Here is a 21,466-nt window from a genome sequence, read left to right as displayed (position 1 = left end):
GGGGCGGGGGACTCTCCACGCCGGCCGGAGCCGCCGCGATGCTGGCCGCTCACACGTACGCCGTCACCTCCGTGTCCCGGCACGAGGCACAGGGCGGCTCGACACTGGTGCCCGTCACGGCCCTGGCCGGCACCGCCGCGCTCGGCGCCCTCGCGGCGCGGCCACGTGGCAGAGCGGCGGCCACGGTCCAGGCCCTGCTCGCCGCCGCGTACCTGCGTACCGCCGCCACCGGTTACCTGCACGCCGCCCTCAACCCCTCGCCGCCGCTCACCCAGCGCGCAGTCGGCGGCGGGATACGCGCCATGATCCCGCTCCAGGCCGCCCTCGCCGCCCGGTCCGGCGCCGCCCTCACCGGCCTCGCCGTGATGGGGCTCGTGCCCGTCGCCCGCACGCTCGCACGGAAGGTCAGCCCCACATGACCACCCGCCCCTCCGCACTCCGCCTCGGCTACGGCACCAACGGCCTCACCGACCTGCGCCTCGACGACGCCCTCGCCCTGCTCGCCGACCTCGGATACGACGGCGTCGGGCTGACCCTCGACCACATGCACCTCGACCCGCTCGCTCCCGACCTCGCCGCCCGCACCACCCGCGTCGCCCGCCGGCTCGGCGAACTCGGCCTGACCTGTGCCGTCGAGACCGGCGCCCGCTACGTCCTCGACCCCCGCCGCAAGCACGGACCCTCGCTCCTCGACCTCGACCCCGACGCCCGCGCCGCCCGCACCGGGCTGCTCCTCACCGCCGTGGACGTCGCCGCGGACCTCGGCGCCCACGCCGTGCACTGCTTCAGCGGCATCACCCCTCCCGGCACCGGCGCCGACACGGCCTGGAAGCGCCTGGAGGAAGGACTCTGGCCCGTACTCGACGCCGCCGCGGCGGCCGGCGTACCCGTCGCGATCGAGCCCGAACCCGGTCACCTCCTCGCCACCCTCGACGACTTCCACCGGCTGCGCACCGCGCTCGGCAACCCGTCGCCCCTCGGCCTCACCCTCGACATCGGTCACTGCCAGTGCCTGGAACCCGCGCCCCCGGCCGACTGCATCCGGGACGCCGCCCCCTGGCTGCGGCACGTCCAGATCGAGGACATGCGCCGCGGCGTCCATGAGCACCTCCCCTTCGGCGACGGCGAGATCGAATTCCCTCCCGTCCTCGACGCCCTCGCCGCCGGCGGATACCAGGGCCTCACCGTCGTCGAACTGCCCCGCCACTCGCACGCGGGCCCCGAACTCGCGCGGGCCTCGATCGAGTTCCTCCGCGCTGCGGGCACGGCGGGCGCGGCACGGGCGGCGGCGGGCACGGCAGGCACGGCACGGGCGGCAGGCACAACAGACACGCCACGCACGGCAGACCCGGACCGCACCGCTCGCACAGCCCGCACGAAGGGAGCACCGGCATCGTGACGCCTCCACCGGCACCGTCCCGCAAGGAACTCGAGGAGCAGCTCGACGACACCGCCCGTGCCTGGCTCGGCGACGCCCTCACCGAAGCCGCCGATGCCGCCGACTCGCCGCCGGACGCCTCCTCCCCGTACGCCGCCCACACCTGGGAGCTGCGCTTCGCCGCAGCCGGCCGGCACTGCGGCCAGAGGCACGCCGACGCCGCACGCATCCTGATCCTCGGCGAGGCCCGCGCCGGCCTGGACACCCTCACACGCCTCTACCAGCAGGGCAGCGCCGCCGAGCGCCGCGCCGTGCTCCTCGCCCTGCCCGTACTCGTCCACGGCCCGCACGCCCTGCCGCTGGTCGACGACGCGCTGCGCACCAACGACACCCGGCTCGTCGCCGCCGCGGTCGGCCCCTATGCCGCGAGCCACCTCGATCCGCACGCCTGGCGGCACGCGGTCCTCAAGTGCCTCTTCACCGGCGTCCCCGTCGACGCCGTGGCCGGTCTGGAGCGGCGCGCCGCCGGTGACGGCGAACTCGCCCGCATGCTCGCCGACTTCGCCGCCGAACGCTGCGCCGCCGGCCGCGACGTCCCTGCCGACCTCTCCCGTGTGCTGACCCTGACCGGTGACCGGCCGGGACCCGCGGTCACGCCCCCCGCCCCGTCCACCGAGCAGCCCGAGGAGGAGTCCTGATGCGTATCTTCGATCCCCACATCCACATGACCTCCCGCACCACCGACGACTACGAGGCGATGTACGCATCGGGCGTCCGGGCCCTCGTGGAACCGTCGTTCTGGCTCGGCCAGCCCCGCACCTCCCCGGCCGGCTTCTTCGACTACTTCGACGCGCTCCTCGGCTGGGAACCCTTCCGAGCCGCCCAGTACGGCATCGCGCACCACTGCACCATCGCCCTCAACCCCAAGGAGGCCAACGACCCCCGCTGCACACCCGTCCTCGACGCCCTGCCCCGCTATCTCGTCAAGGACGGTGTCGTCGCCGTCGGCGAGATCGGCTACGACTCCATGACACCGGCCGAGGACACCGCGCTGGCCGCCCAGCTCCAACTGGCCGCCGACCACGGCCTGCCCGCCCTCGTCCACACCCCGCACCGGGACAAGCTCGCCGGACTCCACCGCACCGTCGACGTCGTCCGCGAGTCGGACCTCCCCACCGAGCGCGTCCTGCTCGACCACCTCAACGAGACGACCGTCAAGCATGCCGTCGACAGCGGCTGCTGGCTCGGCTTCTCCATCTATCCCGACACCAAGATGGACGAGGACCGCATGGTCACGATCCTGAAGACGTACGGAACGGAGAAGGTCCTCGTCAACTCCGCCGCCGACTGGGGGAAGAGCGACCCGCTCAAGACCCGCAAGGTCGCCGACGCGATGCTCGCCGCCGGATTCACGGAGGACGACGTCGACCAGGTCCTGTGGCGCAACCCGGTCGCCTTCTACGGCCTCAGCGGCCGCCTCCAGCTCGACGTCCCCGCCCCGGAAGCACTCCACGAGGGCAACTCCATCCTCCGCGGCGGGGAATGACGGGAGGAGCCCCGGATGCGCTTCCGCCACCCCGACGGGTCCACCGTCCACCTCTCCTACTGCACCAACGTCCACCCCGCCGAGACCCTCGACGGTGTCCTCGCCCAGCTGCGCGACCACAGCGAACCCGTCCGCAAACGCCTCGGCAGGGACCGGCTCGGCATCGGGCTGTGGCTCGCCAGGGACGCGGCCCACGCCCTGATCAACGACCCCGCCGCCCTGCGCGGCCTGCGCTGCGAACTCGACCGGCGCGGACTGGAGGTCGTCACCCTCAACGGCTTCCCCTACGAGGGCTTCGGCGCCGACGAGGTCAAGTACCGCGTCTACAAGCCGGACTGGGCCGACCCCGAACGCCTCTCCCACACCACCGACCTCGCCCGCCTCCTCGCCGCCCTGCTGCCCGACGACGTCACCGAAGGCACCGTCTCCACGCTGCCGCTCGCCTGGCGCACCGCCTTCGACGAGCGGTCGGCCCGCACCGCCCGCACCGCCCTGACGACGCTCGCCGAACGGCTGGACGCCCTCGAGGAACTCACCGGCCGATCCATCCGGATCGCCCTCGAACCCGAGCCCGGCTGCACCGTGGAGACCACCGCCGACGCCATCGGTCCCCTCACCGACATCGGCGCCGGCCACCGCATCGGCATCTGCGTCGACACCTGCCATCTCGCCACCTCCTTCGAGGAACCGGAAACCGCCCTGGCCGCGCTCGCCGCCGCCGGCATCACCATCCCCAAGGCCCAGCTGTCCGCCGCCCTGCACGCCGAGCACCCCCACCTTCCCGACGTGCGCGACGCCCTCGCCGCCTTCGCCGAGCCGCGCTTCCTGCACCAGACCCGCACCCGGACCGCCGCCGGGCTCCGCGGCACCGACGACCTCGCCGAAGCCGTCGCCGGTGACGCCCTCCCCGACGGCGCTCCCTGGCGTGCCCACTTCCACGTCCCCCTGCACGCGCCGCCCGCACCGCCGCTCACCTCCACCCTGCCCGTGCTCCAGGACACCCTGACCCGGCTCGTCGGGGGCCCCGCACCCCGCACCCGTCACCTGGAGGTCGAGACCTACACCTGGCAGGCCCTCCCGCCCGAGCTGCGGCCCCGCAACCGCACTCAGCTCGCCGACGGCATCGCCGCCGAACTCACCCTGGCCCGCGACCTGCTGACCGACCTCGGCCTCAAGGAACTGCCATGAACGACACCCGACGCCCCACCCCCCTTCTCGTCCTGGACGTCGTCGGTCTCACCCCCAAGCTCCTCGACCACATGCCCCAGCTGAAGGCGCTGGCCGCCGCGGGCTCCCAGGCCGCCCTCAGCACCGTGCTGCCCGCCGTCACCTGCGCCGCCCAGTCCACCTTCCTCACCGGCACCCTCCCCGCCGAACACGGCATCGTCGCCAACGGCTGGTACTTCCGCGAGCTCGGCGACGTCCTGCTGTGGCGCCAGCACAACGGCCTCGTCTCCGGCGACAAGATCTGGGACGCCGCCCGCCGCGTCCATCCCGGCTACACCGTCGCCAACATCTGCTGGTGGTACGCCATGGGCGCGGACACCGACATCACCGTCACCCCCCGTCCGGTCTACTACGCCGACGGTCGCAAGGAGCCCGACTGCTACACCCGGCCGCCGGCCCTCCACGACGAACTCACCGAGAAATTCGGCGCCTTCCCCCTCTTCCACTTCTGGGGACCGGGCGCGGACATCGTCTCCAGCCAGTGGATCGCCGACGCCACCCGTCACATCATGCGCACCCGCCACCCCGACCTGACCCTGTGCTACCTGCCGCACCTCGACTACGACCTCCAGCGCTACGGTCCCGACGACCCCCGTTCGCACCGGGCCGCCGCCGAACTCGACACCGTCATCGGCCCGCTCCTCAAGGACGCGCGGCAGGAGGGCCGCACCGTCGTGGCCCTGTCCGAGTACGGCATCACCCGCGTCAGCCGCTCCGTCGACATCAACCGCGCCCTGCGTCGCGCCGGGCTCCTCGAGGTTCACACCCAGGACGGCATGGAGTACCTCGACCCGATGGCGTCACGGGCCTTCGCCGTCGCCGACCACCAGCTCGCCCACGTCTACGTCCGGCGCCCCGAGGACCTCGAGTTCACCCGCGAAGTCCTCCAGGACCTGCCCGGCGTCGACGAGATCCTCGGCGACGAGGGCAAGAAGGCCAACGGCCTCGACCACCCCCGCTCGGGGGAGCTCGTCGCCGTAGCCGACCGCGACGCCTGGTTCACGTACTACTACTGGCTCGACGACGCCCGCGCCCCCGACTTCGCGCAGCTCGTCGAGATCCACCGCAAACCCGGCTACGACCCCGCCGAGCTGTTCATGGATCCCCACGACCCCTACGTCCGGCTCAGGGCCGCCACCGCCGTGGCCCGCAAGAAGCTCGGCATGCGCTACCGCCTCGCGGTCGTGCCCCTCGATGCCGCACCCGTCCGCGGCAGCCATGGCCGCCTCCCCGCGAGCGACGAAGAAGGTCCGATCGTCCTGTGCTCCACCCCCCGCGCCGTGTCCGGCCGCACCGCGGCCACCGATGTGAAGTCCCTGCTGCTCCGTCTGGCCGGACTCGAGCGAGACGGCAGCGCAGCCGGTATCCGTGTTCCCATGAAGTGAGAGAGGCAATGCCGTGACCGCCTTCAACGAAGAGACCGCCACCGACGAGAGCCTGCGCCGCGCCCTCGGCGTCAGCCGCCGCCGCTTCCTCAGCACCTGCACCGCCGCCGCTGCCGCGGCGATCGCGGCCCCCGTCCTCGGGGCCTCACCCGCCCTGGCACAGGTCGCCGGGGACGACAGAGACGGCGACGACGGCCGGTCCGCCCTGATCCCGCCGCACAAGCGTGGTCTCATCCTCTACACCGTCCGCGACGCGACGGGCCGCGACCCGATGACCACCGCACTGCCGTCCGGATTCCGCGAGGTCTTCGAGCAGCTGGCCCGCTACGGGTACCGCCAGGTGGAGTTCGCCGGCTACCGCCAGCACGCGAACGCGCCGGGCGGCGCGAACCTGGAGACGGTGGAGGGCGCCAAGCTGCTGCGCTCCTGGCTGGACGAGTACGGGCTCCGGGCGCAGGGCAACCACGGCTTCATCCCGAGCTCATGGCCCCTGACCACCGCCGATCTCGACAATTTCAAGCGCCATCTGGAGATCGCCAACATCCTGGGCATGCCCCACATGGGCACCGGCGGCGACCCCACCGGCAGCTCCTACCGGGCGGACTGGGACGTGGCCGCGGACAAGTGGAACGCTCTCGGCGAGATCGCCCGCCGCGAGGGCGTCAAGCTCTACACCCACAACCACGACTCGGCGTACGGATTCCTGCTCGACGGCGGCCCCCTCGACGCCCAGGGCCGCCCGACCCGCAGCTCCGGCATCCGCAAACTGGAGTACTTCCTGGAGGTGACCGACCCGAGCGTCGTCTGGCTGGAGATGGACGTCTACTGGGCGCACGTCGCCCAGTACAAGTTCCACACGTACACCGCCCACGACGGATCCACGCGGGAGCAGGTCTTCGACCCGGCGGGCCTGGTGGTGCGTCACAACCCCCGTTACCCGCTGTTCCACGCCAAGGACGGCACGGTCAACACCCAGAACGGCCAGGGCTACGACATGGTGACGTTCGGCGAGGGCGACATCGACTACCGCACGTTCTTCAGGCGGGTGGGGGCGAAGAACTACCACAACCCGATGATCGAGCACGACGGCGCGCCCAGCGCCACGAATCCGGCGCAGTCCCTCGAGGTCGCCCGGAAGAGCTACGACAACCTCGCGGCCCTGCGCGCCCGCCGCTGATCCGGCAGCGGCCCGCCCGGTGGCCTGGGGTCCACCGGGCGGGCCGCCTGTCCGACGCACCGGAGAACAGAAGGCGCTACCGGCCGGTAGTAAGAACGTCGCCTTCCGTCCATCATTAAGCGCGAGCATGTCAATCCGTTCGGTCGATCATGGCCGAACGGGCTTCCTGAGCCGCCTCCACACCCAGGAGAACCCCCCATGCATGCACGCACTTGGACGGCCCGTACCACCGCGACCGCCGCTGCCCTGACCTTCGTCGCCGCCCTGCCTGCCGCCACCGCCCACGCGGACACCGCGGCCACGACGACCACCGCCGTACGGACGCAGAGCGTCGACTACGACACCTGGCTGCGCGACGTCGCCGCTGTCGTCGCCGAGGCCCGCCCGTACATCGAGCAGCGCACGGCCGACGCGTCCGGCGAGAAGCAGGCGATCGTCCTCGACATCGACAACACCTCGCTCGAGACGCACTTCCACCCGTTCTGGGAGCTGCCCACCCCGGCCATCGCCCAGATGCGCGACCTCGCCCGCTACGCCGACTCCCGCGGCGTCGCCGTCTTCTTCGTCACCGCGCGCCCCGGCATCATCCACTCCCTCACCGACTGGAACCTGAAGAAGACCGGCTACCCGGTCGACGGCCTGTACGTGCGCGATCTGCCCGACCTCTTCGACGAGGTCAGCGCCTACAAGACGGACAAGCGCGCCGAGATCGAGGCCAAGGGCTACACGATCATCGCCAACATCGGCAACAACACCACCGACCTCGTCGGCGGCCACGCCGAGCGCACGTTCAAGCTGCCCGACTACGACGGACAGCTCTCGTAACGGCCCCGAGCACAGGGCCGGGTGGCCGCGGTGACCGGTCTCCCGGCCGGCCGCGGCCACCCGTGGCCGTGCAACCGAAGGGACCGGCGGGGGAGCGGCGCTGCCCGGCCCCGGACTCAACGCCTGAGTCCTGTCGCGGCCCTTGCGGCTTCTAGCCGATGCCCTGGCGGTCGGGCTCCAGCGCGAACGCGCGCTCGGCCGCCTCGGGCAGGGCGGCCCGCACGGCCAGCATGAGCAGCGCGCGATGCCGCTCCAGCGGCCGGCGCCGCGCCTCGGGCACGAGCAGCAGCAGGTCCTCGAGCCCGGCCATCAGCCGCCGGGACACCTGCGGAGCGCCGACGGCGCTCGCCCGGATCTCGGTGAGGCCGAGATCCACGAAATCGGCCCACTCGGGCACGTCCTGCACGAGCCGCACCACGCCCGCGCGGTCGCGGTGGTGCACGGCTCCGAGGGGCCGGTGGGCGAGCGCCGCCAGGAACTGCACGATCCGGTCCACGCACTGCACGGCCGTGGTCGGGTCGTTCACCGACGACGACAGCGCCCGCAGCGCGATGTCGGACAACTGGCGCAGCCCGAACCCGAGATCCTGGTGGAACGTCCGCTCCACGCCCACCGACACGGCGGACCGCAGGATGCGCCTCGACGGCAGACTGCCCCGGCCGCCGTGCACGGCGAGCACGGGTGTCCCCGGCACGACGAAGTCCCCGATGCGGGGAATCAGCCGCAGGACCACCCCCTTGCGCCGCGCGGCCCGCACGAGCCGGGCGACATGGACGTCCCGCAGGATCCCTGCCCGCCCCTGGTGCCCGACCCGCGCCTCCTCTGTCGGCAGCGGCGCGGCGTCCGCGCCCTGCACGGGCATCTTGTCGAGCACCGCGAACGACTCCCTGGTCACCCGCTCCACGACGGGTCCGACCTTCATCAGCTGGAGCGTCTGCGTCACGTACGCGATGAACAGCAGCAGGCTGAGCCCGACCGCCAGCAGTGTCAGCGCACTCTGTACCAGGGGCACCGAGGCCACCTTGCGCGGATCGGGCTCGCTGTCGTACGAGGTGAGCACGAGCAGCGACAGCAGGAACGTCCCCAGGAAGACGGAGAAGGTGAGCTTGCTGATCCGGCTCCGGATGAAGATCCGGACGATACGCGGGCTGAAGTTGCCCGCGGCCATCTGGACGGCGACGAGCGAGATGCTGAAGACGACACCGATGAAGGTCATCATCGCGGAGCTGATCGTGGTCACGATCGTCTTGGCATCCTCGGCCCACGACGCCAGCGTGCGGACGGCTTCGTCGTCGCCGTCCTCCTGGAGCGCCTCCAGCAGCGCCCTGTCGAGAGTGTCCGCAGCGCCCCAGACGACGCACACGAGAAGAAGCGTCACGGTGGGGGCGAACCAGAACGTGTCGCGCAGATGCTCGCGCAGCGGAGAGAATGCGCGGGGCCGCCGGTGGTTGCGTGGACTCACGTTGCCGAAGGTAGCCGTACGCTGCGCGTCTGCGCGGACACACGCCGTCATGTCGCGTCTTCGGGTCCTTTGGACACCCCTGACCACGGGATATGCGGGTGAAGGGCACCTCGAACCCCTGGTATTGTTGTCCCTGTCGCCGCGGGAAACCGGGGCCGACCACCGGTCCGGGTGGCGGAATGGCAGACGCGCTAGCTTGAGGTGCTAGTGCCCTTTATCGGGCGTGGGGGTTCAAGTCCCCCCTCGGACACCAGCAGGGTCCCAGTTCATCTGGGATCCTTCTTTTTTGCGCCGCGAAGGCTGCCGCGACACAGGTGCGACCACTCGTTATAATTGTCATGCGCGACTCATCGCCGAGATGGCGTGCCGGTGCAGCTCCGTCGAACCGTTCAGGCAGCAACGAACCGCATCGCAGGGAGCCGCCGTGATCGCGACCGTGACCGCCGTCCCGACTCTGAGAACCCGTCTCCTGCTCGTCCTCGCCGTACTGCTTGCCACCCTCACGCCGACCGCTCCGGCGCTCGCCGCGCCGCCCACGGCGCCTTGGGCGACCACCGTCGCCGGGGAGTATGGAGCCGACGCCTCCCGTTCCCCGTCGCCGCGCGGCGCCGAGGTCGTCGCGGTCACCCAGGTCGCGGACCGGCAGGTGGACCTGTCGGTACGGTCGCAGGCGCTGGGCGGCCGGACGGTCAAGGTCCGCCTCCTCACCCCCGACGGCTGGGACCCGAGCGATCGAAGCAGGCACTGGCCGACGTTCTGGCTGCTGCACGGCTGCTGCGGCGACTACACCTCGTGGACGGGCCGGACCGACGTCGCCGAGACCGACAGTCTGCGCAACGTCCTTGTGGTGATGCCGGAAGCCGGCTGGAACGGCTGGTACAGCGACTGGTGGAACCACGGCCGAGGCGGCGACCCCGCATGGGAGACCTTCCACACCGTCGAACTGCGACAGCTCCTGGAGCGTCACTGGGGCGCCGGCAGCAACCGCGTCGTGGCCGGACTGTCGATGGGAGGCCAGGGCGCCCTGCAGTACGCGGCCCGGCACCCCGGAATGTTCAAGGCGACCGCCGCGTACTCCGCCTCGGCGCATCCGCTGCTGAACGACGAGTCGGTCGACCGCATCATGGGATTCTTCGCCGGCCAGGGCAACGACCCGCTGCGGGTCTGGGGCGACCCGGTCGCCCAGCGCCGCATCTGGCAGGCCCACGACCCGTACCACCTGGCCGAGCGGCTCAAGTCGGTCCCCGTGTACCTGTCGTGCGGTGACGGCACGACCGGCCCCCTGGACCCGCCCGGCCGCACGAGCGACCTCGAGGGCGACTTCAACCGGCAGAACCACGCCCTCGCCGCCGAGTTGGAACGCGTGGGCGCGAAGCACGTGACCACCAACTTCTACGGGCCGGGTACCCACGGCTGGGCGTACTGGGAGCGCGAGCTGCACGCCTCACTGCCGATGCTGCTCGCCGCCCTTCGCGCCGACGGCTGAACCCGGCCCCGCTGACGGCCTGTGACTGCGCGAGGTCGGAGGCGGCCAGCCGTCGGGCGGGTCCACGATTTCCTGACCACCGGCACGGTGTTCCTGGACGGGCAATGAACTGCAGCGTGGAGCCACCTGGAGGTCGGCCACCGTGCACGGGCAGCGAACCGCCGGGATCGGGTGCTTCCGTGGCGGAGGCCGCGCGTCACCGGGACCGCCACCGGTACGTAGGCTTGTGATCATGGCCGACACCTACGAACTCCAGCTCACGCTCGACCTGCCGGACTCCCTCTCGCCCGGCGAACTCGGCGTGCTCCGCTGGCACTTGGCGGAGGAAGGCGGTCGGCAGGACGAGGGGTACGAATATTCTCTGTGGGACGGGCGAGGGCCGGCGCGGCGCATCGGAGGCCTTCAGGTGGCGGAGTTGCGCTCGGTCCGCGGGGGATGGTCCCTGACCGTGCGGCAGGAGGCGCATCCCGACGGGTTCCACGATCTGCGCAGGATCGTGCAGTGGCTCGGCGCAAGGACGACGACCTCGGGCCCCATCGGGTACCTCCGATTCTACGAGTCGCACGTGCCCGACATGCTGATCGCCCGGTCCGGGACGGTGAGCTGCGCCTTCCTCAAGGTGGACGAGGTGATCGAGGTGGCGTCCGAGGAGTTCCCCTACACCTGAGCCGCGGTCAGGAACCACGTTTCGCGGAGCCGGCCGTGGACACGGCTCCGTCACTTCCCGCGGTGACCGCGCACCAGTGCACGAGGCGCCGCCCGGTTGGCGGCCGGGCCCGAGCGGACCGGGTCCCGGCCGCAGGCCCTCACGTGCCGGCGAGCAGCGACTCCAGCGCCCCGACCGTCGCAGGATGCCGAGTCGGCAGCGCGGCGCCCGACGGGGACGGACCGTCCGCCGCCGTCCACTCGCCGGCGCACCCCAGCAGGTCCGCCACCGCGTCGCACGTCCGCGGATGTGCGGAGAGCAACGCCGCGCCCGGCGCGGTCAGGGCCTCGGGCTGCGCCCAGCCCTGCGTGCAGCCCAGCAGATCGGCCACCGCGTCGCACGTCGCCGGATGCGCCGTGAGCAGCGCGGCACCCTGGGGGCCGTGCTCCCCGGACTGCGTCCGGCGGGCGGAGAGCGGGGCCGGCTGCTGCGCCCGCCACGGCGGCACCCATGCGTCCAGCGCCGCGAGCCGGCCCGGGAAGATCCGCCCGGCCTCGCGGACCAGCAGCGGGGCGAGCTCCGCCGCGTCGGACCGCAGAGTGGTGATCAGAAGCGGCAGCCACGGCAGCAGCACCGCGTCCGGCAACCGCCCGAACGCGTTCGACACCGCCTCCACGACCACGTCCGCCAGCCCCGGCACGGGCCCCAGCGCGTGCACGAAGCCGCTGAGGTAGCGCGGGTAGGAGGGCACCACCAGCGGGTTGTCCAGCAGCTCGTCGCAGCGGGACCGCAGCTCGGCCCGGGACAGGGTGCCCAGCTGCACCTGCGCCGCCCACAGCAGCGCCGTCTTCGACGGGTCGTCGGGGTGCGACTGGGCCACCGCCAGCTCCAACTGCGCCCGGTCGCAGCCCAGGGACAGCGCGAGGCTCTCCATGCTGAACAGGAAGCCGAGCATCGCCGCGACCTGTCCCACCGTCGCGTCCTCGTCCCGGAACGCCGTCGGCAGCAGCGTGCAGTAGTGGGCGTAACCGGTCTTGACGAAGGACTCGATCCACGCGGGCAGCACCGGCTCGCTGGTGCGGTAGTACGCCAGCAGCGCACGCACCCGGCGCAGCACCTCCGGCGCGCCGTCGACGCTGCGCTCGGCGGCGAGGACCTTCAGCGCGTGGGTGCCGAGCTCGTCGGAGAGGCGGCGGCTGCCCAGGTAGAGGGTCGCGTCCTCCACCGCCGCCAGCACCGTCGCCGTGGTCGCCTGCGGCCCGTACGCGTCGCGCCGCAGCCGCTGCTCCAGGACCTGCTCGAGGCTCACGCCCTCGTAGCCCAGCTCGATGAGGGCCCGCTGGTGGGTGCCGAGCGCCAGGTCCCACGACTCCTGGATCGAGCGCTCGCCGAGCCGCCGCTCGCCCATGATCGGCCGTGCCGCGCCGTGCGGCATCAGGCGCCGCAGCATCCACAGGACGTCGGAGCACGCCCGGAGTTCCGGCCGGGAGGCCATGTCCAGCAGTGCCCGTCGCACGCCGCGCTGCTCGAGCTTCAGCTCCAGCGGCGCGAGCCGGTCGTACACATCGCGTGCGAGCGGCGGCAGCGACTCGTAGCCCACCTGGCCGATCCGGTCGCCGCCCATCATGATCTCGACCAGGCGCCGCACGTCCCGCCGCCCCGGGACGCGGTCCTTCTCGATGCAGGTGACCGCGGCGTCCTGGAAGTCGTACGGGGTCGGCTTCGCCCGGTCCCGCATGCCGGCCAGCAGGATCGAGGTCTCGAAGACCGCGATGGCGTCGGCGGTGGAGGCGAGATAGCCGTTGCGCCGGGCCGCGCGCACGATGTCCACGGACCAGCCGAGCAGCTCGGCCTCGTCCAGACCGTCGAGCACGGGCGGCCGGCGCAGGAAGCCGGTCAGCCGGTCCTCGGACGCGGTTTCGGGCACCGGAACGACGACCGCCGGGGCCGCGGTCTTCCTCCCGGTGGTCTTCTTCGCCGAGGACTTCTTGGCGCCGGCCTGGCCTGCCAGCCGGTACGGCTGCACACGGGTGCGCTTCAGGCCCTTCGTCCACTCCGTCGCGGCGATCGACACCGGGCCCGCGGCGAGGCCGAACTGCGCCTCGATCGCCGCGTGGCTGGACGGGATCAGCCCGTACTGCCACGTGGTGGCGGTACGGGCGGAGATCGTGAACGTGCCGGTGCCGCCGTGCACGCCGAACTCCTCGACGCGGCTGGCCGCGTGGAACGCGCCGCAGACGTACAGGCAGTCCGCCGGATCGGTGCCGGTCGCCGCCAGGTGCTCGCGCATCCGGGTCCACATGTACCGTTCGCGGTCCTCGTCGACCCGGACCCGGGCTCCGTCGCCGGGGGCGAGCCGCCGGAACAGGCTGCCGATGAGGAGCATGACCTGGCGGTAGGTGTCGTGATCGCTGCTCCCGAGCGGCACCTCGACGTACTGGTGCCACCACTCCGACCAGTGCCGCACCTTGCCGTGGCGCAGCAGGTGCTCCTCCAGTTCGGCGAAGCGCGGCCGCAGGTCGCCGATCTCGACACCGACGGCCTCGCCGTGCAGCGCGGCCTCCGCCTCCCCCTCCGCTGAAGGGGCGTCGGCGCTCTGCCCGCCCTCGGCCGCGGACTTTGGCGTGCGCTCGCCGCGGGTGTCCCACTGGAAGACGTGGTCCGAGGACCGGTCGACCAGGACCAGTTCGACGCCCGGGGTGTCGAGGGCGTACGAGATGGCCTGGTACTCGGCGGACGCCTCGGTGATCGGCGCGACGACCGACAGCGGCGCCCATTCGGCGGGGAAGCCGTCGACGTCGCCGGCGAACGCCTGCAGCGCCACCGGCAGCCGGCAGTTGCGCAGCTCGGTCAGGAGCGGCGCCATGTCCTCGCACAGCTCCAGATAGACGACCTTGGGCTGCTTCTCCCGCAGGCGGCGGGCCATGGCGAGCGCCGAGGCGGGGGAGTGGTGGCAGACGGGGAAGATCTCCAGCGGCTCGCGCACCGCGCGGTCGACGTCGTCGACCATGCCGAGGAGGATGCTCTCCAGGGCGTCGGGCCCGCCCGCGAACGTGGCCGCGGCGTCCTGCAGTTGCCCGCGCAGCTCGGCGAACGTGCTGTTCTCGTCGGGGCCGCTCATGACAGCGTGGCGATCGCGTCGCGGCCGCCCTCCAGGAACTCCGGCCAGGAGCCGCCGTGCTCCTTGCTGCGCGGCTCGACGACGCCGTGCAGGTACTTGTTGAGGATGGCCAGGTCCTCCGGCTCGCGGCGGGTGAGGGACCCGACGAGCGAGGAGGCGAGGGTGCGGGCGGTGAGGGTGCGCTCGCCGAAGAAGTTGCTGTGCAGGACGGCGTCCTCCAGCACGCCGATCTGCTCGGCCGTCGACAGCGCGGACTCCAGCTTCTCGTCGTCGCTGCCGGCCGCGGCGGCGGACGCCCGCAGGTCGGCGAAGCTCTGCAGCAGGACGTCGAGCAGGGTCGGCGGCACGTCCAGGTCGATCGCGTGCCGGCGCAGCAGTTCCTCGGTGCGGAAGCGGACGATCTCCGCCTCGCTCTTCCTGTTCGTCACGACCGGGATGCGGACGAAGTTGAAGCGGCGCTTGAGCGCGGACGACAGGTCGTTGACACCCCGGTCGCGGCTGTTGGCCGTGGCGATGATCGAGAAACCGGGCTTGGCGAAGACGATGTTGTCGCTGCCGCCGCTCTCCAGTTCGGGAACGGAGATGTACTTCTCGGAGAGGATGGAGATCAACGCGTCCTGGACGTCGCTGGTGGAGCGGGTCAGCTCCTCGAAGCGGCCGATGGCACCGGCCTCCATCGCGGTCATGATCGGCGAGGGGATCATCGACTCCCGCGACTGGCCCTTGGCGATGACCATGGACACGTTCCACGAGTACTTGATGTGGTCCTCGGTGGTGCCGGCCGTACCCTGCACCACCAGCGTGGAGTTGCGGCAGATCGCGGCGGACAGCAGCTCGGCCAGCCAGCTCTTGCCGGTGCCGGGGTCGCCGATGAGCAGCAGCCCGCGGTCCGAGGCGAGGGTGACGATCGAGCGCTCCACGAAACTGCGGTCGCCGAACCACTTCTGCGAGATCTCCCGGTCCAGGCCGTCGGAGCGCTCTGAGCCGAGAATGAACAGGCGGACCATCTTCGGGGACAGACGCCACGAGAACGGCTTCGGGTTGTCGTCGATCGACTCCAGCCAGTCGAGTTCCTCGGCGTACTTCATCTCGGCAGGGGCGCGCAGCAGGTCGGACATGAAGGGAAAGCCTTTCCGTACGGTGATCACGAAGAGACGTGTGTGAAGACGTGCAGGGAGACGTGCAGGGAGACGTACGTCCGGTGATCAGGTGAGAAACGTCTTGAGCTCGTGCACGAGCTTCTTGATGTGGCCGGAGATCACCGGCGTGCCGAGGTCCTTGAACCGCTCCCGGAACCACGGGTTGACGCTGCCGCGGCCGGAGCTGGTCACCGAGCCCACCGGGATGAACTTCGCCCCCGAGCGGTGGACGGCGGCCATGGACTCGAACAGCTCGGCGTGGCGCCACTCGTAGAAATCGGAGATCCACACGACGACGGTGTTGCGCGGTTCGGCGATCTTCGGCTGGGCGAGCGCCATGGCGACGGTGCCGTCCGTGCCGCCGCCCAGCTTGGTGCGCAGCAGCGTCTCGAACGGGTCGTGTGCCCAGGGCGTGAGGTCCAGCGCCTGTGTGTCGTAGGCGATCAGGTGGACGTCCACCTTCGGCAGCCCGGCGAAGATGGACGCCAGGATGGTGCAGTTGACCATCGAGTCGACCATGGAGCCCGACTGGTCCACCACGACGATCAGCCGCTGGGGCGTCGTCTTTCGGCTGGTGTGCCGGTAGTAGAGGCGGTCGACGTAGAGCCGCTCCTCCTCCGGGTCCCAGTTGGTGAGGTTCTTCCAGATGGTGCGGTCCAGGTCGAGGTTGCGGAAGACGCGCTTGGGCGGGACGGACCGGTCGATCTCACCGACCGTGGCCTTCTCCACCTGGGTGCGCAGCACTTCGGTGACCTCGTCGACGTAGCGGCGGATCAGCGCCTTGGCGTTGGCCAGGGCCACCCCGGAGAGATTGTTCTTGTCGCGGAGCAACTGCTCGATCAGGGACATGCTCGGGGTCAGCCGGGCGGCCAGCTGCGGGTCGGCCAGCACCTCGCGCAGGTGCATGCGCTTGACGAGACCGGCCTCGATGGAGCCGAGTTCCGGGCCGATCGCGGGAATCAGGCGGCTGAGGTCGGGCGTACGGCCGCCACCGCCGGTACCGGTCGGACCGACGCCCCCGCCGGCCCCCGCGGGGCTCGTACGGCCCACGCCGCCGCGCCCGCCCCGCAGTTCGCCGGGCCGGCAGCCCAGCGCACGCTCCAGCCAGCCCGCGTCGGACTGCCAGCGGGCCAGTTGCTCGGCGGTGACCGTACCGGGTGCGGACGCGAAGACGTTCAGCAGCACTTTCGACGCGAGCGCCGCGCGGCGCACCTCGGCGGCCCGGTCGCGCGCACCGGCCTCCTCCGGCTCGGGAGTCATCAGCCCGTCGAACTCGGCGGCCAGCTCCGGGTGCCGCTGCACGACGGAGTCGACGGACGCGCCCGGGTCGAGCAGCGCGGACGGCAGGCCGATGTCCTCGACCACGGCGAGACTCGCCGACTCGAGGGCCGCCTGCTCCTCGTGGTCGAAGAGGCGCGCCAGCAGACGCCAGTACAGCACCTGGCGCCGGTTGTCGTACGGATCGGGTGCGGGGGCCTGCCCTGCGGCCTGCCCGGTCATTTCCGCAGCAGCTTTCCGGCACGCTCGCGCAGCACCTTGACGGCGTCGGTGGCGGCCTTCTCGGCCCGCACGCCGGCTTTGTCGGTCGTACCGCCGGCCCAGGCCCCGGCGTGCACGGCGACGGCCTTCTTCCGCACCGTCCGCTCCACGGCGAGCGGCTGGAGCAGGAACTCCCCCGCGTCCCACCGCAGCAGTCCGATGCACGCGGCGGACGTGGCGACGGCCTCCGGGGTGAGCGGACCGGCGGCCGGGACCCGGTCGGTGTCGACGGGGATACGCTGCCCGGCGACCAGGAAGGCGACCGTGCCGTCGTCCTCCTCCACCGCGTATCCCTCCAGCAGGACGGGCACGGCGATCCGGGCCGGGTGCCGGTCGAGCGGTGAGACCGGGAACGCGGTCGCGGCGGGCAGCGCCACCCGGGCGGTCGCGAAGATCTCCGCGGGCTCGCCCACGCGGGCGCGGGCGTCGTCCCATATCAGGTCGCCCTCGGCGGTGACGGGCATCGCCTCGACGTCCATGGCGCGGCCCTCGCCGACGGCGGTCAGCAGGGACATGTGCGGCCGCAGCAACTGCCACAGGCCCGCACCGACGACCGTGTCGGGCTTCGGCGCGGACACCGAGGCCCGCACAAGCCGGGGCGCACCGCCGTCCGCCGGCTCGAACACCGCGTGAACCTGGGCCTGTACCGCGGTGGCGTGCTCCTGCACGTCGACGCCGAGCGGCAGCAGCCGACCCGTCGCCTCGGCGACGGCGGGGGCCGAGGCCGCCCCGGGCAGCGTCAGCAGCATGGCACGCGACCACAGGTCGGCCCAGCGGCGCTCCGGAACGCGCTCCAGCGTCGCACCCGGGCAGGACGCGGCGAGTTCGGCGGCGAAGCCGTCGAGCAGCGTGGCGAGGCGGCGCAGCGCCGGGTCGGGCAGCATCGCGGAGACGACGGGCGCGGCCCCGGCGACCAGTTCGTGGTCGATGCCCTGCCAGCCGGCCCGTGCCAGGTCGCACAGCCAACTACGGGCAGGAGCATGCAGATTGACCGCGTGCTCCTCGCCGTCGCTCGAGGTTCCCGTCCCGTCCGCGCTCTCCTCGGCCCGAGGCCGGCCGGTGGCCTCCTCGGCGCGGTCGGCCAGCGCGTCGTGCACGGAGCCGAGCAGGGCGGTGCGGGCGGCGGCGAGCGCGACGAAGTGATCCTCGCCCGCGGCCCCGGCAGCCGCCTTCTCGGCCGCCTCGGCGACCCGCGAGGCCGGCGGAGTCCCGGCGACTGCGTCGGCGAGCGCGACCAGCCCACCCGCCTGGTCGGGCTGCGGACGCAGCAGACCGGTGACCAGCACCTCGTCGAACGCGTCCACGGCCGCGAGGGCCTCGTCGAGCCCGTCGACGGCGTCGGTCAGCAGATCGGCACGCATCAGGCCACCGCCCTCGTCGTCGGGAACCACTGCATCTCGGGCAACGGCACGGTGGTCGGCGCCAGTTCGAGGTACGCCAGGTGCCGCAGGAACCGGCTGAACACCTGCGCCGCCGCCGAACTGCCGTCCTGCGCGGGGCGGGTGGCGGTCATGGCGTCGGTGACGGCTTCCGCATCGGCAGCCTCGCCGGAGACCTCGACCTTCAGGTACCGGGCCACGCGCTCGACGCCGTACTGGAGCACGGCCTCGGCGATGAGCGCGCGTATGTGGTTGCAGAACCAGCCGCGCGCCCCGCCGCAGGGACGGTTGTTGTTGGTACTGCACCCGAACGCGTACGTCGTCGACTCGACCGACGACACGTACACCCGCCCGATGTCGGACCCGCTGGACACCACACCCTGCAACCGCCCGTCGGCCAGCTCCACGAACGGCACCTTGGAGAGCTTCCGCGGCCGCGCGGCCGGCACCGTCCGTGCCGTGCTCGACTTCTCCCAGACCGACAACGCACCATCTCCCATGCATGCGAAAGGGGGCGTTCACGCCACTTCGGCGGAACGAGATCGAATGTATCGGGGGCCACTGACAGTGGGACTCGACGTCGGCCCTTCGGGGTCTTCCGGGTGGGCGCAGGGTGCGTCGGGTCCGCTGCTTCCTGCACGAACCGCGCTCCGAGGCGGCAGCCGTGAAGGATGTTCAGGAGGCCCGTAGTGTGATCGGCATGAGCTTTCGGGGACTCGGTGGGCCGGGGAGCATCCGGCTGGTCGCGGTCGCGGCGGCGGCCCTCACGATCGCGGCGGGACTCGGAGTCAGGGCTTTGGCACACGGCAGCGTCGCCAAGTACGCGGGGGACGCGCTGTACACCGTCCTGATCCTCACCCTCATCCTGGTCGTGGCGCCCCGGTCGCGGCCGGTGCTTGCCGCCGGCGCGGCGGTGGCGTTCAGCTGTGCGGTCGAGGTCCTGCAGCTCACCGGCGTTCCCGCGGAGCTGTCCCGGCACAGCGTCGTCGCCCGCCTCGTCCTCGGCTCCACCTTCAACGCGCCCGACCTTCTCTGGTACGCCGTGGGTGCCGCTCTGGGCTGGTGCGTCCACAGCTCGCTCCTCCACCGGCCGGGCCGGTCGGGCCGGGCCGCCGCTCCGTCCGCCGCCCGGGCGTAGCGGCGCTCGGCGAGTCCCCGGGTCCCCGCGCTCACCCGAGGCACTGGTCACGATGTCTCGCTCCAGCTGGAGATCCCGCTGGAGACCGTCGCCGAGGTGTGGCCCGTTCACTGCCGCCGCCACCGACTCGTTCTGAAACCCGTCCTGCGACCCCTTGGTGGTCAACGAGCACGAGGCCGCCTTTATCCTGGGCCCGGCAGGGCCCAGGGGGAGCGGCGGAGCGTCTGAACGTCTGCCGGCCGACGACGCTCAGCAGACCCAGGGCCCGGGCAACTGCGCACGGATGAGGCCGAGGTGCGCGGCGGTCTGCCCACCGGCGTGGACCCACGAGTGGTTCGCGAGCCCGTCGCGCCGGAGCACGCGGCCAGGGGCGGCGTACCAGCGCAGGGGCGACTCGTCGGCGCCCGTCCACAGGGGGTGGTCTGGCAAGTCGACGCGCCGGTACTCCGCCTCCAGCACGGGCAACAGGTCGTCCGGCAGCTCGCACGCGTCGTACCGGTGAGCCGACGCCAGGAGCGTCTCGGTGAGGACCAGCTCCACCCACGCGGTGGACATCCGGTCCAGATAGGGAATCCACCCGTCCGCCGACTCCACGACCACCGGCGGGTCGTCGTCCGCGATCCGGTCCATCGGGATCCCCCACGACGCGCAGTCCTGGTTCTCGCGGCGGAAGACGAGCACGCCGCCTTCGGGGCCGTCGTCCGCGTACAGCCCGCCCGGGGGCACCAGCGGATCCTGTCCGGTCGTCAGGTCGGACCGCCGTCCGAGCAGCGCGTACCCCTCGCGCAGGGCTCGCGGCAACACAAGCTCCAAGCCACCCTCTGCGGCGGCCAGTTCGTCCTCCGGGGTGCCGTCGCCGTCGCGCAACGGCTGCCCGGTCCACGCGGCGGCGAAGTCCCGCACGAACCGCCAGGCATGTTCGCGCCCCGCCACGCCGCCGCCCAGCGCGGCGGCCACGTCGAACGCGGGGGTCACCGGCCGGGGTAGCCCGTCGCGGCGACCTCCGCCGCGACTCCGGCGAACGACGCACGCGGGTTGAGCCGCGCCACGACGTCCTCGGTCAACGGGCGCCCCTCGTATATGTGGCGCACCGCCTTGATGTCGACGGGCCGCTCGTAGTAGTCCTCGGCGAACGACTGGAAGGCCTCCGGCATGGGATCCACCAGGAGTTCGAACAGCCAGCCGGAACCGTCCGGATCGGCCTCACCCTCGGGATACTCGACCGGGCCCGTGTGCCACCGGCCGTCGCCCGTCTCGCGCCACAGGCACGCGGTCACCAGGGGCATGTCCCCGTCCGAGAACGCCGGCTCCTCGACACAGGACCGGAAGACCTCGGGCACGTCGTCGACGACACCGGGCCACGGCAGGTCACCGTCATAGGGACTCATCGGCGACTCGTGGTCGAAGCCGCGTATGTACGCCCCCGCCGGTGAGAAGACGACGTCGAACTCGTCGCCGCCGCCGTTGCGCATCGAGAAGACCTCCTCCGTCTCCGACCAGTCCGCGTCGAAGGAGTAGGTGCGGTAGTCACCGGGATTGAGCACGGCCTCGGCCACGGCGACGGCCCGGCACAGCCTGCGCAGGGCGGCGATGTCGGGGAGGGCGGCGGCAACGTCGTGAACGGTCATACGGCCATCAAAGCGCACGCCACTGACAGTGCCGCTCTCGTCGTGCGCGGTGCCGGCGCGCAGGGGCCATGGGGCCTGCACGCCTCCGGCCGGCCGTCGCGCGTCACCCTGCCGCCAGGCCACGCCAGGAGGGTTGCTGCCGAGGGCGATCAGTCGCCCGGTCGGTCTCTGTCGACCGGGTAGCCGTGAAACGCCTCGTCCCGCAGGCCCGGCGACGGCCGCCAGCTGTCGAGCACGGCGGCCGACGGAGCGAACAGCGGCTCCGGCAGGGCGTCCAGCGGCCACCACTCCCAGCCTGCGATCTTCTCCGGTTCACGCACCTCGGCCGTGCCCGACGCCGCTGCGACCAGCGCCGCGGCGGTGACCCGGGTGACCCCACGCGTGCCGTCC

Annotated in this window: 18 protein-coding genes, 1 tRNA gene and 2 pseudogenes; 12 read left to right on the top strand and 9 right to left on the bottom strand. The window is 72.1% G+C overall.

What is annotated here, in order from left to right; all coding sequences use genetic code 11:
• The 8 genes and pseudogenes from HW130_RS24970 to HW130_RS24935 form a co-directional block, all read left to right on the top strand.
• A pseudogene (locus HW130_RS24970) lies at positions 1-419 on the top strand (prenyltransferase); the annotation flags it as partial.
• Positions 416-1,399, top strand: a complete 984-nt coding sequence (locus HW130_RS24965) for a sugar phosphate isomerase/epimerase (RefSeq protein ID WP_177151943.1) — start codon at positions 416-418, stop codon at positions 1,397-1,399. The pseudogene HW130_RS24970 and the gene HW130_RS24965, both read left to right, overlap by 4 nt.
• Positions 1,396-2,076, top strand: a complete 681-nt coding sequence (locus HW130_RS24960) for an EboA domain-containing protein (RefSeq protein ID WP_177151942.1) — start codon at positions 1,396-1,398, stop codon at positions 2,074-2,076. The genes HW130_RS24965 and HW130_RS24960 overlap by 4 nt, the downstream gene beginning before the upstream one ends.
• Positions 2,076-2,924, top strand: coding sequence for a TatD family hydrolase (locus HW130_RS24955; protein ID WP_177151941.1), 849 nt, complete (start codon positions 2,076-2,078; stop codon positions 2,922-2,924). The genes HW130_RS24960 and HW130_RS24955 overlap by 1 nt, the downstream gene beginning before the upstream one ends.
• A gap of 15 nt (positions 2,925-2,939) precedes the next feature.
• Entirely contained in the window at positions 2,940-4,112 is a 1,173-nt protein-coding gene (gene eboE, locus HW130_RS24950) for a metabolite traffic protein EboE (RefSeq protein WP_177151940.1), read from the top strand.
• Positions 4,109-5,536, top strand: a complete 1,428-nt coding sequence (locus HW130_RS24945) for a nucleotide pyrophosphatase/phosphodiesterase family protein (protein ID WP_177151939.1) — start codon at positions 4,109-4,111, stop codon at positions 5,534-5,536. Before eboE ends, HW130_RS24945 begins: the two co-directional genes overlap by 4 nt.
• A gap of 13 nt (positions 5,537-5,549) precedes the next feature.
• Positions 5,550-6,713 carry a sugar phosphate isomerase/epimerase gene (locus HW130_RS24940; protein ID WP_177151938.1) on the top strand — a complete coding sequence of 388 codons (1,164 nt, stop codon included), beginning with the start codon at positions 5,550-5,552 and terminating at the stop codon, positions 6,711-6,713.
• Between the two features lie 198 nt (positions 6,714-6,911).
• Positions 6,912-7,538, top strand: coding sequence for an HAD family acid phosphatase (locus tag HW130_RS24935; RefSeq protein ID WP_177151937.1), 627 nt, complete (start codon positions 6,912-6,914; stop codon positions 7,536-7,538).
• A gap of 151 nt (positions 7,539-7,689) precedes the next feature.
• Here the strand turns inward: HW130_RS24935 and HW130_RS24930 are convergent, their stop codons facing one another.
• Complete coding sequence (locus tag HW130_RS24930) at positions 7,690-9,000, bottom strand: DUF2254 domain-containing protein (RefSeq protein ID WP_177151936.1); 1,311 nt, start codon at positions 8,998-9,000, stop codon at positions 7,690-7,692.
• Between the two features lie 165 nt (positions 9,001-9,165).
• Between HW130_RS24930 and HW130_RS24925 the strand changes: the two genes are divergently transcribed.
• The 3 genes from HW130_RS24925 to HW130_RS24915 all read left to right on the top strand — a co-directional run bounded on the left by HW130_RS24925 (position 9,166) and on the right by HW130_RS24915 (position 11,153).
• Positions 9,166-9,253, top strand: a tRNA-Leu gene (locus HW130_RS24925).
• A gap of 183 nt (positions 9,254-9,436) precedes the next feature.
• The gene (locus HW130_RS24920; RefSeq protein WP_309140565.1) at positions 9,437-10,486 is read left to right on the top strand and encodes an alpha/beta hydrolase family protein; all 1,050 of its coding nucleotides are present in this window, start codon (positions 9,437-9,439) and stop codon (positions 10,484-10,486) included.
• Positions 10,487-10,718: 232 nt separating this feature from the next.
• Positions 10,719-11,153 carry a hypothetical protein gene (locus tag HW130_RS24915; RefSeq protein WP_177151934.1) on the top strand — a complete coding sequence of 145 codons (435 nt, stop codon included), beginning with the start codon at positions 10,719-10,721 and terminating at the stop codon, positions 11,151-11,153.
• A gap of 139 nt (positions 11,154-11,292) precedes the next feature.
• Here the strand turns inward: HW130_RS24915 and HW130_RS24910 are convergent, their stop codons facing one another.
• The 5 genes from HW130_RS24910 to HW130_RS24890 all read right to left on the bottom strand — a co-directional run bounded on the left by HW130_RS24910 (position 11,293) and on the right by HW130_RS24890 (position 18,810).
• On the bottom strand, positions 11,293-14,253 hold the full coding sequence (locus HW130_RS24910) for a DUF5682 family protein (RefSeq protein WP_177151933.1): 2,961 nt from the start codon (positions 14,251-14,253) through the stop codon (positions 11,293-11,295).
• The gene (locus HW130_RS24905; protein ID WP_177151932.1) at positions 14,250-15,371 is read right to left on the bottom strand and encodes an AAA family ATPase; all 1,122 of its coding nucleotides are present in this window, start codon (positions 15,369-15,371) and stop codon (positions 14,250-14,252) included. The genes HW130_RS24910 and HW130_RS24905 overlap by 4 nt, the downstream gene beginning before the upstream one ends.
• Positions 15,372-15,458: 87 nt before the next feature.
• The gene (locus HW130_RS24900) at positions 15,459-16,892 is read right to left on the bottom strand and encodes a VWA domain-containing protein (RefSeq protein ID WP_177151931.1); all 1,434 of its coding nucleotides are present in this window, start codon (positions 16,890-16,892) and stop codon (positions 15,459-15,461) included.
• Positions 16,889-18,322 carry a hypothetical protein gene (locus HW130_RS24895; RefSeq protein ID WP_309140564.1) on the bottom strand — a complete coding sequence of 478 codons (1,434 nt, stop codon included), beginning with the start codon at positions 18,320-18,322 and terminating at the stop codon, positions 16,889-16,891. The genes HW130_RS24900 and HW130_RS24895 overlap by 4 nt, the downstream gene beginning before the upstream one ends.
• Positions 18,292-18,810 (bottom strand): hypothetical protein, encoded by a 519-nt coding sequence (locus HW130_RS24890; protein ID WP_177151930.1) that lies wholly within the window; start codon positions 18,808-18,810, stop codon positions 18,292-18,294. The genes HW130_RS24895 and HW130_RS24890 overlap by 31 nt, the downstream gene beginning before the upstream one ends.
• Positions 18,811-19,010: 200 nt before the next feature.
• Here HW130_RS24890 and HW130_RS24885 point away from each other — a divergent pair, with 200 nt between their 5' ends.
• Positions 19,011-19,448, top strand: coding sequence for a DUF2809 domain-containing protein (locus tag HW130_RS24885; protein ID WP_177151929.1), 438 nt, complete (start codon positions 19,011-19,013; stop codon positions 19,446-19,448).
• A 249-nt stretch (positions 19,449-19,697) separates the two neighbouring features.
• Here the strand turns inward: HW130_RS24885 and HW130_RS24880 are convergent, their stop codons facing one another.
• The 3 genes and pseudogenes from HW130_RS24880 to HW130_RS24870 form a co-directional block, all read right to left on the bottom strand.
• The gene (locus HW130_RS24880) at positions 19,698-20,423 is read right to left on the bottom strand and encodes an SMI1/KNR4 family protein (protein WP_177151928.1); all 726 of its coding nucleotides are present in this window, start codon (positions 20,421-20,423) and stop codon (positions 19,698-19,700) included.
• Entirely contained in the window at positions 20,420-21,076 is a 657-nt protein-coding gene (locus HW130_RS24875; RefSeq protein ID WP_177151927.1) for a hypothetical protein, read from the bottom strand. The genes HW130_RS24880 and HW130_RS24875 overlap by 4 nt, the downstream gene beginning before the upstream one ends.
• 149 nt (positions 21,077-21,225) lie before the next feature.
• A pseudogene (locus HW130_RS24870) lies at positions 21,226-21,466 on the bottom strand (DNA mismatch repair protein MutT); the annotation flags it as partial.

The sequence above is a fragment of the Streptomyces sp. PKU-EA00015 genome, from assembly GCF_013387495.1.
Lineage (GTDB): Bacteria > Actinomycetota > Actinomycetes > Streptomycetales > Streptomycetaceae > Streptomyces.
This window is presented reverse-complemented; position numbering and strand designations above follow the sequence as displayed.